Raw genomic sequence first — 14514 nt, forward strand, 5'->3', positions numbered from 1 at the left:
CCGACGAGGGGTGCCGAACCGGACCGTACCGCTACATATCGAAGCAGGAGAATAGCAGGCGGTGGCCGACCTGCGGGGCCCCGAAACGGGTTCGACGTGGCAGGAAACGGCCGCTGCCGCGGTCGGATCAGGCGTGGTCGTTGGCCGGAGGCACCGCGTTGACCGGCAGCCGGTAGATCCAGACCGGGTAGTCGACGGCGGACCGGCCGCCGGCCAGGCCCGGGGTGCGGTTCAGTTGCGCGGCGGGAATCCACAGGTGGCCCGTGCCGTCGAGCCACATCGCGTCGGCCCAGGCCAGGCGCGGATCGCTGAGCAGGACCTCGACCCGACCGTCGGGCCCGACGGTCAGGAGCCGCCGCTTGTCCACGTCGCTCAGGTAGATCACCCCGGCCGCGTCGATGGCGGTGCCGCCGGTGGTCGGGGTGTCCGCCCACGGCTCGACCCGCTCGGCCACCACCTCCGGAGGTACGGCCGGGTCGTCGAGGCAGCGCGTCTCGATCCGGTACAGCGGCCCGGACGCCGGTTGGAAGTACAGGTACGCCCCGTCCGGCGACACTTCCAGTTGGTCGGCGTGGATCCGCAGTTCGTTGCCGTCCGGGTCCCGGAGGATCTCCCCGTCGGCGCGCATCGGTCGGCGGGCGACGGTGCTCGGGTGCTGCTCCAGCAGCCGGCGGGCCTCGCCGGTCGCCAGGTCGAGCACGATCAGGCCCGGTGCCCCGGCGTCGGTCAGGTACGCCACCGGCCCGTTGAACCGTACGTCGTCGAGGTAGCTGTGCTCGTGCACCGCCGTGTCGAGCGGGTACTCCCGGAGCACCGTCGCGGTGTCGGTCGCCACGACGACCAGTCGGGGCCCTCCGGGTACGACCGGCAGCCCGAACCCGGGTGTGCCCGCGTCGACGATCCACAGGTTGCCGTCGGGGCCGATCCGCAGCCCGTTCACGTGCACGAACGCGCCCCGGGGGTCCGGGGTGTGCCGGACCTCGTTCCACGCCTCGTCCGGGAAGGGGACGATCCGACCGTCGGAGACGACCTCGCCGACCTGGATCCCGGGGCCGTCGGCCGACGGGAAACTGACGAAGACCCGGCCGTCACCGGTGGTGGTCACGCCCGTCCAGACCCGGTCCGCTGCGGTAACCGGGCGCAGTCGGGGGTCCTCGCTGGTGCCGGCGCGCATGCTGTTCAGCGTATCGCCGGATCAGTCCGGTAATAGCGTTTCGTCCGGTCAGCCCCGGTTTGTCGGCTGTCCGAGGGCCCGGTCTGTCGGCTGTCCGAGGGCCCGGTCTGTCGGCTGTCCGAGAGCCCGGTCAGAGCAGCGGTTCGAGTAGCCGGTGCGGCTGGCGCAGCGCCCGGCTGACCGGATCGTCGCGCAGGTCGTCCCGGGCACCCGGGCCCGGGCGTACCTCGACCTCCTCGGGCGGGACGAGCCGGTCGCAGCGCTCGCAGACCCCGCGCGGGTCGAGGGGCGCGTCGCAGTCGGCGTGGCTGAAGAGTCGGCGGGGCCCGCCGGCGGAGGTGTGCCGCTCGCCCCACTGGCCGAGTTGGTGGAGCATGCCCCACAACTCGCGGCCGCGCTCGGTCAGCACGTACTCGTCCCGGGGCGGAGAGTCGGAGTAGCGGTGTCGGGCCAGCACCCCGGCCTCGGTCAGGGTGCGCAGCCGCTCCGCGAGGACGGCCCGGGGGATGTCGAGGTGGGCCAGAAAGTCGGCGTACCGGCGTACGCCGTAGAAGGCGTCCCGGACCAGGAGCAGGGTCCACCGTTCGCCGAGCAGTTCCAGTGCGCGGGCGAAGGAGCAGTCCTGCCGTTCGTAGTTCTTTCCCAGGGCCACGGGTCGATGGTACCCGCCGGTTGGTTCGTTCACCGAACCTCGTCTGGTAGTCTTCCGGTTCGTTCATTGAACCCAGCCCTGGTGTGGGCCGAACCTGGAGGTGGAAATGGAGCTGCGCCAACATGCCGCGCGGTCCGGAGGCCCGGCCCGGCCGTCGGCGGGCGGGGCGGTCCTGCTGGTGGTCTGCATCGCCACCCTGCTGGCCGTGATGGACTACTCCGCGCCGGTCACCGTGCTGCCACAGACCGCCGCCGGACTGGGCGCCGGCCCGGTCGGGCAGGTCTGGATGATCAACGGGATCGCCCTCGGGCTGGCGGCGACGGTGCTGGTCTCCGGCAGCGTCGCGGACAACTTCGGCCGGCGGCGGATCTTCCTGGTCGGCACCGGGCTGCTCGGGCTCGCCAGCCTGGGCAGCGCCCTCGCCCAGGAACCCCTGCTCTTCATCGCCGCCCGGGTACTCCAGGGACTGGCGAGCGCGGCGATCATGTCGGCCGGCCTCGGCCTGCTCGGCCACGCCTTCCGTACCGGGCCCGAACGGGGCAAGGCCACCGCCCGGTGGGGTGCCACCCTCGGTGCCGGTATCGCGCTCGGGCCGCTGGTCAGCGGCGCGCTGGCCGAACTCGTCAACTGGCGGGCGTACCACGTGGTGGCAGCGGTCGCCGCCGTCGCCCTCGTACCGTTCGGGGCGTGGCTGCTCGACGAGTCGCGGTCGAGCCGGCCCCGGCCCGTCGACTGGGCCGGAACCGTCGCCCTGGCCGCCGGCCTCGCCCTGCTGCTGGTCGCGGTCACCGACGGGCGCACCGGCTGGCTGCGTACCCCGGTCCTGCTGCCGCTGGTGCTGGGTCTGCTGCTGCTCGGCGCTTTTGTCGTCGTCGAGCGACGCAGCCGGCAGCCGATGCTGGAGCTGGCGCTGTTCCGCTCCCCGATGTTCCGGCTCTCCGCCCTCGGCGGGCTGGTCACCGGACTCGCCCTGCTCGGCCCGATGTCGTACCTGCCGACCCAACTGCAGGGTCCGATGCGGCTGGGACCGCTGGCCGCCGCCGGGATCTTCGCCGTCTGGTCCGGCATGGCGTTCCTCGTCGCGTTGCAGATGCGCCGGTTCGGCGCCCGTCACTCCTCGGCGAAGCTGCTGGTGGTCGGGCTGCTGCTCACCGCCGCCGGGGAGGCGGCGCTGCTCGGCCTGGTCGGCTCCGGTACGTGGTCACGGGCGCTGCCCGGCCTCGCCGTGGCCGGGATCGGTACCGGCGTGCTGAACGCGACGCTGGCCCGGCTGGCCGTGGAGAGCGTGCCGGCCGACCACGTCGCGATGGGCTCCGGCGCCAGCAACACCGCCCGGTACGTCGGTGCCTCGCTCGGACTGGCCCTGGTCGGCTCGATCGCCTCCAGCGGCGTACGACTCGGTGACCCGGCCGACGTCACCGTCGCCGTGGCCGCGCTCGTCGCGGTGCTCGGCGCCGTGCTGGCCGCCACCCAGCGGCGGCGGCTCGCCGTGGCGACCGGCTGAGCGGCGGCGGCTTGCCACGGCGATCGGCCGACTCCCCAGCCGCAGACCGGTCGGCGGCTACTCCGGCCGGAAGAGGTCAGCGAGGGCGGCGTCGCCCTGGGTCAGCGTCGAGTCGCCGGAACCGGCGGTCAGCAGGATCCGTCGGCAGCCGTCGAGTTCCACGGTGACCTCCGCCCCGACCGGAACACCCGCCTCCTGCAACAGTGCGAACCGGCCTGCCGGCAGGGCACACTCCCGGGCCGGTCCCCGGTCCGCCAGCGCGGCCCGCAGTACGGTCCACCGGTCCCGCGGCAGGAGCAGCCCGTACTCGAAGTCGCCGGCCGGTTTCGTACTGCCCTGCTGGTCGGCAGGGACACGATAGACGCAGAGCCGGATCTGGCGGGCCGAGCCCAGCGGGACGCCGTCGAGCCGGCCGGAGGTCTGCGCCGGCGCCAGGCGGGTGTGCATCGCGATCGTGTCGGCCCGGCCCTGCCCGCAGCCGGAGGCGGCGGCGCCGGCCGACTCGATCTCCCGCACCGGCCGTGCCGAGACCTGGGTCAGGGTGAGCTGGTCGAGTGCCCGCGTCACCTCACGCCGGGGCTGGCCGCAGGCGTTGCGGGGTACGCCGGGCCGGTTCCACCGCCCCTCGGCGTCGAGCAGGGCGAACCACGGGACGAGCACCAGATTGAGCAGGCACGGGTTGTCGGTACGGGGTTCGTCGGGCAGCCGCAGCGCCGTGACGAGGTCGCCGACGTCCTCGGCCCGCCGCTCGAACTCGACCAGATCCTGGCCGCCGGCGGGACGCTGCTGCGGAGCCCGGACGCAGAGCACCGCCGAGGTGGCGACAAAACTGTCGGGCAGCCGGGGAAGGGTCAGCGGGTCTTCGTCGTACTGCGGCGGCACCCCGTCCCGGGTGCCCCCGTCCGGCGGGAACGCCTCCGCGGCACAGGAGGTCCAGCTCGACCGCAGTACGGCGGGTCCGGTCGGCACCGGCCACTGCTCGACCGGTGGTCCGGACCTGTTCGTGCCACTTCCGGCGCAGCCGCTCGAGGCGGCCGTGACGGCGCCCACCAGCAGCAGCCCGACGAGGAGTCGTGCCAGCGGTCCGCGCATGCCGTCGCCCCATCCCCAGATCCCGGTGCACCATCCCACCGCGCTGTCCTTTGTGACGCGCTCACCCGACTCCCGGTTCCGCGCTGGTGGCGACCTCGGGGGCCGGCTCCACCGGGACGGCCAACCCCCGCGCAGTGGTCACCACCGCCGGTCGGTCACCCCGGGCCGGTGCGGTCCGGCGTCAGGCGGCGGCGATCCGTTCGGAGAACTCGACGAGGCGGTTGGAGAATCCCCACTCGTTGTCGTACCAGCCGAGCACCTTGACCTGGTTGCCGACAGCCTCGGTCAGTGGGGCGTCGAAGATCGACGAGTAGGGGTTGCCGACGATGTCCGCCGAGACCAGCGGCGCCTCGGAGTACTGCAGGTAACGCTGGAGCCGCGGGGAGGCGGCCGCCTCGCGGAACGCCGCGTTGACCTCCTCGACGCTGGCGCTGCGCCGGAGGACCACGGTGAGGTCGGTGATCGAGCCCACCGGGACGGGGACGCGCAGTGCCGCGCCGGTGAGCCGTCCGTCGAGCTCCGGGATCACCTTGCCGATCGCCCTCGCCGCGCCGGACGACGTCGGAATGGTCGAGACGGCGGCGGCGCGGGCCCGGCGCAGGTCGGAGTGCGGGGCGTCGTGCAGCCGCTGGTCGCCCGTGTAGGCGTGGACCGTCGTCATCAGGCCGGATTCGATGCCGAACGAGTCGTTCAGCACCTTCGCCAGCGGCGCCAGCGAGTTCGTGGTGCACGAACCGTTGGAGAAGACGTCGTGGCTGTCCGGGTCGAGCCCCTCGTCGTTCACTCCGAGAACAAACGTGGGGACGTCCCCCTTGGCCGGCGCGGAGATGATGACCTTCCGCGCGCCACCTTTCAGGTGGGCCGCCGCCGCGACGCCGTCCGTGAAGTGGCCGGTGGACTCGATGACAACGTCGGCGCCGACGTCACCCCAGGGGATGGCCGCCGGGTCCGGTTGCGCGAAGACCCTGATACGCCTGCCCCGGACGGTGATCGTGTCGCCCTCGAAGGCGACGCCGTCGAGGCGGCCGAAGATGGAGTCCCATTCGAGCAGGGTGGCCAGCGTGCGGGCGTCGGTGAGGTCGTTGACCGCGACCACCTCGACGTCGGCGTCGTTCGCCAGGGCGGCGCGCAGGTAACTGCGCCCGATCCGCCCGAACCCGTTGATGCCGATGCGTACCGTCATGACGTTCTCTTCCTCTTGTCGTTCGTGTTGCTCGGTGCGGACGGTGCCGCCGCCCGGAGCAGGTCGAGGGCGCCGGCGCGGGCGTCGTCGAACGGGCCCGGGTCCTGCTGCGCGATCGCGAGCACGTAGCCGCCCTGCAGGACGGCCATCAGGGTGTGGGCGAGGCGCTCGGGATCGAGGTCGTCCCGCAACTCGCCGGCGGCGACCGCCTCGCGAAGCACCTTCACCCAGCTGCCGTGGACCTGGGCGAACGCCCGCGCCACCGGGGCGAGCAGCACCGGGTCCTCGCGGACCTGCGGATCCTGGGTCATCCGGCCGACCTTGCAGCCCTTGAGGGCGGCGCGGGGGCGCATCAGATAGGCCTCGATCCGGGCCATCGGGTCGCCCGGACCGTCGAGCTCGGATGCGGCCGGGAGCAGGTCGACGACGTTGCGCTCAAGGGCGGCGAGCGCCAGCTCCCGCTTGCTCGGGAAGTGGTGGTACATGCTGCCCTGGCCCAGACCGGACCGTTCGCGCACGTCACGCGGGCTCGTGGCGGCATAGCCGCGCTCCCACATGAGCTCGCTCATCGTCTCGACCAGCAGTTGTCGCGAGTCCATGCCAGTATTCTGTACATACCAGTAGGTACAGCGCAACCTCGTGTCCCTCCCGAGGACCAACCTGGGCCGGGCGGTGGTGGTCGTCCTCGTGGGGCCTGGTTCGTCCGCACGGCCAACCGTGTCGCTCTACCGTGGCCGGCATGGCCATCTGGCCGTACGTCGCCCGGCTCCGCGCCCACCTCGGGACCGAACTGTTGCCCCTGCCGTCGGCCGCGGTCCTGCCCGTCGACCCCAGGGGCCGGATCCTGCTGGTGCACCGCCGCGGTCACCACGACGGCTGGGGACTGGTCGGCGGCGCCGTCGAGATCGGGGAGTCCCCGGCGCGGGACCGTAGGAGTTGGCGGGGGGCCGTAGGAGTTGGCGGGGGCCGGCAGGGTCGGGTGATTCCGGCGTATCGTCGCAATTTCTCGGGCACGATGACCAGGTGAAACTCGTTTCGGCCGGTGCCCACCAGTCGGCAGTCGCTCGCCGGGTCGGCCCTGATGGCGGCGGTCGTACCCCTGGTGGCGGCGGTCGTACCCCTGGTGGCGGCGGTCGTACCTGAACGGCGGCCCGGTGAACGGCGTGGTCGACACCCTCTCCGCGCTCTCCGGCTGGGCCGCGCTACTGGTGGTCGGCGCGCTCGCCTTCGGCGAGTCCGCCGCCTTTGTCGGCCTTTTCCTGCCCGGCGAGACCGCCCTGCTGCTCGGCGGCGCCCTCGCCGCCACCGGGCAGGTCAGCCTGCCCGCGATGGTCATCGTGTCGATCGTGGGTGCCATCGCCGGAGACAGCGTCGGCTACGAGATCGGCCGCTGGAGCGGCGCACCGCTGCGGCGCAGCCGACCGGGCCGATGGGTGGGGGAGGACCGCTGGAACCGCGCCGAACAGTTCATCGCCCGGCACGGACCGGTGGCGGTGCTGCTGGGCCGCTGGGTCGGAGTGCTGCGTACCCTGGTGCCGGCCCTGGCCGGGATGAACCGCATGCCGTACCGCAGGTTCCTGCTCTACAACGCGATCGGCGGCGCGGCCTGGGCGACCGCCGTGGTGCTGGTCGGCTATCTGGCCGGTGCCTCCTGGCGGCGGGTGGAGAACCACCTCGGCGAGGCCGGTGCCGGCCTCGCCGCCCTGGTGGTCGTGGCGCTCGGAGTCTGGTGGTGGTTACGCCGCCGTCGTCGGCACCGGTAGCCGCCTCCACCAGCACCGTCGGCGGACCCGGCACGCGGCCCGTCGACCTCGCCACCGCCCGCCCGACCGGTACGTCCGTCAGCGGGCGCCGACCGGAACGTTGATGATCGTCGCCAACAGTTCCTGCGCCCGCTGCGCCCGGTCGATGTCCTCGCGCTGGATGCGTTCGATGAACTGCCGGATGTCGTCATGGCCCTCGGCGTCGTTCTTGTACTGCTCGTAGACCTGTCCACCCTTCAGCGCGTGGTACTGGATGGAAACCAGGTCGTAGACGATGTTGTCGGCGTGGCCGTGCTTCTTACCCATGGTGATCTCCCTCCCTCGGCTGCCACCGATCGCCTTCCCCTTTCCCACCTGCTTGAACCCGCGCCCCGCCCGCACTGGCTGTCGTCGGTCCGGGCGTGCTCAGTCGGCGTGCGGCCCGGGCGTGCTCGGTCGGCCCTCGGCCCGGGCGTGCTCGGTCGGCCCTCGGCCCGGGCGTGCTCAGTCGGCGTGCGGCCACGGCGAGGCGGCCACCACGACGCCGTACAGGAGGTGGTCGGCGAGCAGGCCGAACTGCTCCCGGACCCCGTGCCGACGTTCGCTGATGCCGAGCAGTGGGGCGAGGCCGACCTCGAACACCACCCAGAAGCCGAAGCCGTACGCCGGGCCGACCCAGCGCCGTCGACGCAGACCCCGGGGCAGCAGCCCGAAGAGCGCGCCACCGGCCGTGCCGTAGGCCCAGTGGACCAGTTCGACGAGCGCCTGCCGGCGGGCCACCGGCACCCGGCGGAAGAGGCCGGGCGCCGTGTGCAACAGCACCGACTCGGGGGGCGTGCGCTGGACGATCCCGAGCGCGGTGGTGGCCTGCCGTACCCCGGACATCGCCATCGCGGCCACCGTGCCGCGCGCACCCCCGCGGAGCACCGCCGCGGTGGCGGCACGCGGTCGTCGCCCTGCCCCGGCCACCTCCACCCCCTCTCCCGGCGAGAGGAAGGTCCCTTGTTGTCGCCCGGGCGGCAGCCAGGGGTGCGGAAGGGCCCCTCCCACGGTCGGGGTACCCCGCCGTGATGCCGGAAAACGAGGCCGCGCCCGGAAGACGACGGTGGGACGGGACCGGAGGTCCCGTCCCACCGTTTGCCGGCCATGACGGTACGTCTGCCGGCCGTGGACGCCGTGCCAGGTCAGGGCGACCTGATCACCGCCACCCGGTCACTCACCGCCGTCGGATCACTGCCACCAGAAGCGGGAGGTGTACACCAGTTGCCCGGGTACCACCTCGCCGTCGATCCGCAGCTCGGTGTACGCCCAGTACTCGCCGTCGCCGGTCAGCGGGCTGTCCGGCCGGAGCGTGAACTGCGGCGTGGTACCCCGTTCCACGGTGGCCGGCAGGGTGAGCGTGGCCGGCGCGTACCGGCCGGTACGGCTGAGCACGGCATGCCCGAGCCGGTAGTCGACCACCGGACCGCTGGCGGTGTACGCGAAGACGTACGCCGTGTACGTCCCCGGTTCGGGCAGGAAGACGTACGCCTGCTCCGAACTGTGCCAGTTGGCGCTCCGGTACATCAGCTTGTCGCCCTTGTACAGGAACAGGTCCAGGTCGGCGTTCGGGTCGTCGGTGCCGGTCTGCACCACGATTCCGGCGCTGCCCTTCGGCACCGTGAAGGTGTGTGCCCGTACGCCCAGGCCGTTGCGGTCGAAGACGCCGCCGTCGACGCCGGCCGGCATGGAGTACGAGTTCCACTCGATCGGGGTGTAGCCGGTCGAACGGCCGGAGATCGGGCCGGTGAAGCCCGGCTCCAGCAGGCCGAACGCGCCGGTGGTGAGCCGCCCGAACTCCAGCTGCTCGTCGTCGTAGGGCCGGGGGGTGATGCCCCACGGACGGGCGGCGACCGGGATCCGGACCTGGTGGGCGTGGCTGCGCCAGGTGATCGCCCCGGTGACGTACCGGTCCCACGGCGCGTCACCGCGACGCAGGGTGATGGTGACCGTGACGGTCTTGCCGGGGTCGACGGTGACCGACGACGGGCTGACCGTCACCCGCATCCCGGGCAGGCCACTGACCGAGGCCCGGTACGTCTCCCGCTTGCCGCCGACGTTGGTCAGCTTGCGGGTCAGCGTCACCGGCCGGGTGCCGTCGTACTCGCGCAGCGAGATGGCGGGCAGGTTGAGGTCCCGGCCGTCCGGCGTGGCGGCCTCGCTGAAGGCGACCAGGTCGGCGGCGGCCGGCTCGAACACCAGCCCGGGGTCGTCGGCCCGGTCCAGGGCCAGCATTCCGCTGCCCTGGGCCAGCGGGGTGTCGGTGCCCTCGGTGTCGGTGGCGGTGGTCCGCAGCGCCGAGGCGACCGCGGCCGCGGACCAGGTCGGGTGCTTGGCCCGCAGTACCGCCGCCGCGCCGGCGACCTGCGGGGCCGCCATCGAGGTGCCGGAGTACAGGTCGTACTCCCGGCCGAAGTTGCCCGGCGGGGAGACCGCGGCGAGGACGTCGCTGCCCGGGGCGACCAGGTCGGGCTTGAACAGCCCGTAGTGCACCTGGTCCGGGCCCTTGGACGAGAAGTCCGCGACGCTCGGCAGGCCGGGAACGCTGGATCCGTCGCCGCCGGAGCCGACCAGCGCGGTGGCGTCGGTCGGGTGCCGCATCAGGTAGTTGAAGAGTGTGCCCGACTGTTCCCGGGTGGGCAGGTAGAGCACCGGGAAGTCGTAGAGCGAGTTGACCCGGAAGTTGCCGATCGGGTCGAAGAGCAGCATCGCCGCCGCACCCTTCGCCTTCAGTTCCTGGACCGAGTCGTACGGGTTGCTCAGCGCGCAGGCCACCACCTTGCCCTGGACCTTCGCCGGGTCGATGCTGCCCGGCACGCAGTACGCCGAGCCGTTCTCCGGCGAGCCGGCCTGCTCGCCGAAGACCAGGGGCAGGGGCTTGCGGCCACCTGGCAGCACGTCGAGCGAGGTGCCGACGATCCTGCTGCCGTCACCGAGCCGGACGGTGCCCTCGTTGGGCGTGGTGACCGCCGCGCCGACCGTGGTCACCCACGGCTGCGCGTTGGCGATCATCCCGCTCATGCCGTCGTTGCCGGCGGCCGCCGAGACGAAGACCCCGGCCAGGGCGGCGTTCAGGAAGGCGTTGCCGATCGGGGTGTTCGGCTGCTGGTCCCCGAAGGTCATTCCGATCGAGTAGTTGATCACCTGCACGCCGTCGGCGACCGCCGCGTCGATGCCGGCGATGATGTCCTCGTCGAATCCCTCGCCGCCCCAGAGCACCTTGTAGGCGGCGATCTGCGCGTCCGGCGCGACGCCGCCGACGGGGCCGAAGTCGCGGCCGGAGATGGTGACGTTGCGGATCGGCAGGCCGGCCGCGGTGGAGGCGGTGTGCGTACCGTGCCCGGACATGTCGCGGGCCGAGAGCAGTTCGCCCGGCGGCAGCTCGCCGTAGACCGCCAGGTACGCGTCGGCGAAGTAGCGGGCACCGACGATCTTGCCGTTGCAGTGCTCGACCACGAACGCCGCGCCGGTCTGGCAGGTCCCGTGCCAACCCGCCGGGGCCGGCATCCTCTTGGCGAACGACGGGCTCTCCGGCCAGATGCCGGTGTCCAGCACGCCGATCACCACGCCGGCGCCGGTGTCGCTGCCCGGCTTCGGCTTGTCGGGCTTTCCGGGCTTGCCCGGCTTGCCGCTCCGATCCGCCGTCGCGTCGTCCGCATCGCCGGTGGTCTCCCCGGTCGCCGTCCCGGCCGGGTCAGCGGTCGCGGGTGCGCCCGGGACCGGGGTGCTCGGCCGGGTGTCGGGGGTGGTGCCGTCCGGTGTCGCCGTGCCGGTGGTGACCAGCCGGGACTCGGTGACGCTGCGGACCCGGTGGTCGCGCCGCAACGCGGCCACCTGTTCCGGGGTCAGCTTGGCGGAGAAGCCGTTGAAGGCGGTGGTGTAGGTCCGGGTGACCGTGACCCCGGCCGCCCCGGCCACCGCCGCGCGCTGGGCGTCGAGATGCTTCCGGTACGCCTGCGCCGCCGTCGACTGTGGTGCCAGCTGCTCGCCCGCCGCCGGCCGGGTCCGGGCCAGGCCCGAAACCCCGCCCTGGTACGTCGTCACCGGCTCCTCGGCCAGCTCCACGATGTACCGGCCGGTGCTGGCGGGTTCGGCGGCCCGCCGCTCGGTGCCGGACCCGGGTGTCCGGGTCCGGTCGGCGTCGAACGGCCGTCGGCCGGCGCCGCCGGTCAGGTCGATCCGGTCGCCGTCCTTGACCAGGCCGAGGTCGGTGGGGTCGTGTGCCGTACCGCCGGGCTGGGGCGGTGCCGCCGACGCCGTACCCCCGGTGGCGACTGTTCCGCCGCCGGCCAGGGCGAGGACCAGCAGCGGTACCGCCAGTCTTCGACGCAGGCTCCTGTTTGTGCTCGTCACGGAGCTCCTTTCGACGCCTCCACTGGATGGAAGCGCTCCCATGAACGTTGCGGCGCCTCCCGGATCAGCGGGAGGTGCCGACCCACCCAACCGGATGCCGGTTAGGCGGAAGTTCAGAGGATGTTACGACTGATCTTGCTTAGCAAGATCAACCTTCTGCCCGGGTGGCCATCCCCTGGGACGGAACACCTCCGTACGCCGCACCGGGGCGCGGGTCAGGGGCGGTGTCCGGGAGGCTCGGGCACGGGCGACGACACCACAGAATCGTCGTCGCCCGGCCGACCGGTCACCGCTCGACGGCCAGCCGTACGCCGAGCCCGATGAAGAGGCCGCCGGTCGCGGCGTCGATCCGGCGGCGTACCGCCCGGCGGCGTCGGAGCCAACCGCCGATCCGGCCGGCGAAGACGCCGACCGCGCCGTCGACCAGGAACTCCAGGAAGATCATGATGGCGCCGAGGATCGCGAACTGCAGCCAGACCCGGCCCAGGGCCGGGTCGACGAACTGCGGCAGGAAGGCGATGGTGAACGTGACCATCTTCGGATTCAGCAGGTTCGTCAACAGTCCACTGAGGTATGCCCGTCGACCGGAGAGCCCGGCGCCGGTCTGCGACGGTTCGGCCGTACCCTTCCCACGCTGTCGGATCAGCTGCACCCCGAGCCAGATCAGGTAGCCGGCGCCGACGATCCGGACCACGGTGAACGCGGTCGGCGCCGCCGCGAAGAGCGCGGCCAGCCCGGCCGCCGCCACGGCGACGTGGATCGCCTCGCTCGTCGCCACCCCGGCGGTGGCCAGCAGGCCGGCCCGGGCGCCACCCCGCATCCCGCAGCCGAGCACGAAGAGCATGTCCGGCCCGGGCGTGACCATGGCGACGGTGGTGGTCAGGGTGAACGCGATCAGCAGATGATGGTCGATCGGCACGCTCGGATCCTCACCGTCGGGCGCCGCGTCGTACCCGTGAATTCCCGCCCTTCGGACGTGACGCAGAAAGTTGCCGGCGCCATCCAACACCAGGAGGCCCCGGTTACGTCTGAGGGGGTGAGAGGGAGCCGAAGGAAGGGCCTGCGACGTGACGTTCGAGGAGTACGTCCATCTCCGGGGTGCCGCGCTGGTCCGGTTCGCGCGCCTGCTGACCGGAGACGACCACCGGGCCGACGACCTGGTCCAGGACGTGCTGGCCAAGGCACACCGCCGGTGGCGGCGGGTGATGGCCGGGGACAGACCTGACGTGTACGTCCGGCGGATGCTGGTCGACGCCGGCTGCGCCGGTCGGTGGCGCCGGTTCGGCCGACGGTCACGTCGCCAGCCCCGACCGGGCGCCCCCGCCACGGCGGCCACCGGTCACGGCCCGGCTGACCCCGGATCCGAGGCGGCCGGGCGGGACCAGACGTGGGGGCGGATGTCCCGGCTGCCGCCCCGACCCCGGGCGGTCCTGGTGCTGCGTTACTACGAGGAACTGGACGACGTTCTGATCGCCGAGATCGTGGGCTGTTCCCCGGAGACCGTCCGGGCCACCGCGCTCCGGGCCCTCGCCACGCTGCGCGGCGGTCCGCTCGGTGTCGCCGATCCGGTGCCGGGAAGTGGGCGGTGACCGACCAACTCGAGCGGACCCTCGCCCGCAGCCTCGCCGAACGGGTGGGCGGCCCGGTCGACACGGCCGACCTGGCGGCCTCGGCCCTGCGCCGGGGCCGTCTCCAACGTCGTCGTCGCCGCACCCTGGTCGGGGCCGGTGCCGCCGTCGCGCTGGCGGTCGCCGGGCTCGCCGTCCTGGAGCCGGCCGCCAGCGACCGGGTGGCCGGCGTACCACCGCCGGCCGCGCCGCATACCCCGGCTCCGCCGTCGGTCGGTCGACGGGCACCGACGCCGCCGGTCGCGGTCGGCGTACCGGGTGCGGCGGACGCACCCCGGCTGGTCGGCACCGATCCGGGGGTGTTGCACTTCGCGGTCGACGGGTTCACCGTCGGCGCACAGAGCGTGACCTGGGCGGTGGAGTCCGGCAGCGAGCGGGTGGCGGTCACCGCCGGGGCGCGGTACACCGAGGTCGCCCTGGCCCGCGCGGTCGGGCCGCTCGACCTGCTGGTGCAGCGACAGGACGTGGAGCCGACCGCCGCCTGGTCCGAGCCGGAGCTGTCGGCGGCGACGGTCGGCGGACTGCCGGCCACCCTCCACGTCCAGCGCAGCGACCGTGCGGAGGCCTTCCACCTGCGGTGGAAGGCGGCTCCGGGGGTGTGGGCCCAGGTGTCCGGGCACGGCGGCTGGGGCCGCGCGGCCGAGGCCGGGAGCATCGCGAACCGGGTACGCCTCGACACCGCCACCCGGTGTTCCGCACCGGTCAGGCTGCCGGCGTGGTCACCGGCGGAGATCCCGCTCGGCTGTCGGGTGACCATGGCCGGCGGCGAGGTGCCCAACGCGGACGGACGACTCACCCGTCTCGTGGAGGCGGTCCTCACCGTCGGCCATCACCAGGGGCAGGTGGAGATCGGGGTACGCCGCCGGACGGCGGACGGCACTCCGGCGCAGCAGCGGTTGGCCGGACGTCCGGCGTACGGGTCGACGACAGCGTCGGGTGGGACCCGGCTCGTGGTGCCGGACTTCGACGGCCTGCGGGTCGAGCTCGGCGCCTCCGAGGGGATCACCGCCGTGCGGCTGACCCGGGTCGTGGACGGGCTCCGGCTCGACGGCGACCCGGAGGAGCCGGCGACCTGGCCGCAGTGGCCGTCCACCGGCGGGTGACCGTCAGCACCACCCGACCCGGGCTGACGAAAGGGCCGGTGCCG

General features: G+C 73.1%; 14 protein-coding genes. 5 read left to right on the forward strand and 9 right to left on the reverse strand.

Annotated features, from left to right (window positions below):
- Window positions 1–127 precede the first annotated feature (127 nt).
- Window positions 128–1174 carry an L-dopachrome tautomerase-related protein gene (locus tag ABGB21_RS26175; RefSeq protein WP_347652665.1) on the reverse strand — a complete coding sequence of 349 codons (1047 nt, stop codon included), beginning with the start codon at window positions 1172–1174 and terminating at the stop codon, window positions 128–130.
- Between the two features lie 130 nt (window positions 1175–1304).
- On the reverse strand, window positions 1305–1826 hold the full coding sequence (locus ABGB21_RS26180) for a helix-turn-helix domain-containing protein (RefSeq protein WP_347652664.1): 522 nt from the start codon (window positions 1824–1826) through the stop codon (window positions 1305–1307).
- 106 nt (window positions 1827–1932) lie between these two features.
- Here ABGB21_RS26180 and ABGB21_RS26185 point away from each other — a divergent pair, with 106 nt between their 5' ends.
- Window positions 1933–3330 (forward strand): MFS transporter, encoded by a 1398-nt coding sequence (locus tag ABGB21_RS26185; protein ID WP_347652663.1) that lies wholly within the window; start codon window positions 1933–1935, stop codon window positions 3328–3330.
- Window positions 3331–3387: 57 nt separating this feature from the next.
- Here ABGB21_RS26185 and ABGB21_RS26190 read toward each other — a convergent pair whose 3' ends face one another.
- The 3 genes from ABGB21_RS26190 to ABGB21_RS26200 all read right to left on the reverse strand — a co-directional run bounded on the left by ABGB21_RS26190 (window position 3388) and on the right by ABGB21_RS26200 (window position 6204).
- Window positions 3388–4422 carry a hypothetical protein gene (locus ABGB21_RS26190; RefSeq protein WP_347652662.1) on the reverse strand — a complete coding sequence of 345 codons (1035 nt, stop codon included), beginning with the start codon at window positions 4420–4422 and terminating at the stop codon, window positions 3388–3390.
- Between the two features lie 181 nt (window positions 4423–4603).
- The gene (gap, locus tag ABGB21_RS26195) at window positions 4604–5605 is read right to left on the reverse strand and encodes a type I glyceraldehyde-3-phosphate dehydrogenase (protein WP_347652661.1); all 1002 of its coding nucleotides are present in this window, start codon (window positions 5603–5605) and stop codon (window positions 4604–4606) included.
- On the reverse strand, window positions 5602–6204 hold the full coding sequence (locus tag ABGB21_RS26200; protein ID WP_347652660.1) for a TetR family transcriptional regulator: 603 nt from the start codon (window positions 6202–6204) through the stop codon (window positions 5602–5604). Before ABGB21_RS26200 ends, gap begins: the two co-directional genes overlap by 4 nt.
- A 140-nt stretch (window positions 6205–6344) precedes the next feature.
- On the opposite strand from ABGB21_RS26200, the gene ABGB21_RS26205 reads away from it, so the two are divergent.
- Complete coding sequence (locus tag ABGB21_RS26205; protein ID WP_347679998.1) at window positions 6345–6632, forward strand: NUDIX domain-containing protein; 288 nt, start codon at window positions 6345–6347, stop codon at window positions 6630–6632.
- A 127-nt stretch (window positions 6633–6759) separates the two neighbouring features.
- Window positions 6760–7368: a DedA family protein gene (locus ABGB21_RS26210; protein ID WP_347652658.1), complete on the forward strand. Its 609-nt coding sequence runs from the start codon at window positions 6760–6762 to the stop codon at window positions 7366–7368.
- A 78-nt stretch (window positions 7369–7446) separates the two neighbouring features.
- On the opposite strand, the gene ABGB21_RS26215 is transcribed toward ABGB21_RS26210, so the two are convergent.
- The 4 genes from ABGB21_RS26215 to ABGB21_RS26230 form a co-directional block, all read right to left on the reverse strand.
- A complete protein-coding gene (locus ABGB21_RS26215) occupies window positions 7447–7674 on the reverse strand; it encodes a hypothetical protein (RefSeq protein WP_347652657.1) in 228 nt (75 codons plus the stop codon).
- A gap of 177 nt (window positions 7675–7851) precedes the next feature.
- On the reverse strand, window positions 7852–8238 hold the full coding sequence (locus ABGB21_RS26220) for a hypothetical protein (protein ID WP_347652656.1): 387 nt from the start codon (window positions 8236–8238) through the stop codon (window positions 7852–7854).
- A gap of 339 nt (window positions 8239–8577) precedes the next feature.
- Window positions 8578–11739: a S8 family serine peptidase gene (locus ABGB21_RS26225; protein WP_347680000.1), complete on the reverse strand. Its 3162-nt coding sequence runs from the start codon at window positions 11737–11739 to the stop codon at window positions 8578–8580.
- Between the two features lie 286 nt (window positions 11740–12025).
- The gene (locus ABGB21_RS26230) at window positions 12026–12658 is read right to left on the reverse strand and encodes a LysE family translocator (RefSeq protein WP_347652654.1); all 633 of its coding nucleotides are present in this window, start codon (window positions 12656–12658) and stop codon (window positions 12026–12028) included.
- A 148-nt stretch (window positions 12659–12806) separates the two neighbouring features.
- On the opposite strand from ABGB21_RS26230, the gene ABGB21_RS26235 reads away from it, so the two are divergent.
- Together ABGB21_RS26235 and ABGB21_RS26240 are read left to right on the forward strand one after the other, a co-directional pair.
- Entirely contained in the window at window positions 12807–13328 is a 522-nt protein-coding gene (locus ABGB21_RS26235; protein ID WP_347652653.1) for a SigE family RNA polymerase sigma factor, read from the forward strand.
- The gene (locus ABGB21_RS26240) at window positions 13325–14470 is read left to right on the forward strand and encodes a hypothetical protein (protein WP_347652652.1); all 1146 of its coding nucleotides are present in this window, start codon (window positions 13325–13327) and stop codon (window positions 14468–14470) included. Before ABGB21_RS26235 ends, ABGB21_RS26240 begins: the two co-directional genes overlap by 4 nt.
- Window positions 14471–14514: the final 44 nt, after the last annotated feature.

The organism is Plantactinospora sp. B24E8 (genome assembly GCF_039871735.1).
Lineage (GTDB): Bacteria > Actinomycetota > Actinomycetes > Mycobacteriales > Micromonosporaceae > Plantactinospora.

Coding starts and splice junctions, on each gene's coding strand:
- ABGB21_RS26175 (WP_347652665.1), bottom strand. CDS start 1,174: ATGCGCGCCGGCACCAGCGAGGACCCCCGACTGCGCCCGGTTACCGCA.
- ABGB21_RS26190 (WP_347652662.1), bottom strand. CDS start 4,422: ATGCGCGGACCGCTGGCACGACTCCTCGTCGGGCTGCTGCTGGTGGGC.
- ABGB21_RS26220 (WP_347652656.1), bottom strand. CDS start 8,238: ATGGCGATGTCCGGGGTACGGCAGGCCACCACCGCGCTCGGGATCGTC.
- gap (WP_347652661.1), bottom strand. CDS start 5,605: ATGACGGTACGCATCGGCATCAACGGGTTCGGGCGGATCGGGCGCAGT.
- ABGB21_RS26185 (WP_347652663.1), top strand. CDS start 1,933: ATGGAGCTGCGCCAACATGCCGCGCGGTCCGGAGGCCCGGCCCGGCCG.
- ABGB21_RS26205 (WP_347679998.1), top strand. CDS start 6,345: ATGGCCATCTGGCCGTACGTCGCCCGGCTCCGCGCCCACCTCGGGACC.
- ABGB21_RS26200 (WP_347652660.1), bottom strand. CDS start 6,204: ATGGACTCGCGACAACTGCTGGTCGAGACGATGAGCGAGCTCATGTGG.
- ABGB21_RS26215 (WP_347652657.1), bottom strand. CDS start 7,674: ATGGGTAAGAAGCACGGCCACGCCGACAACATCGTCTACGACCTGGTT.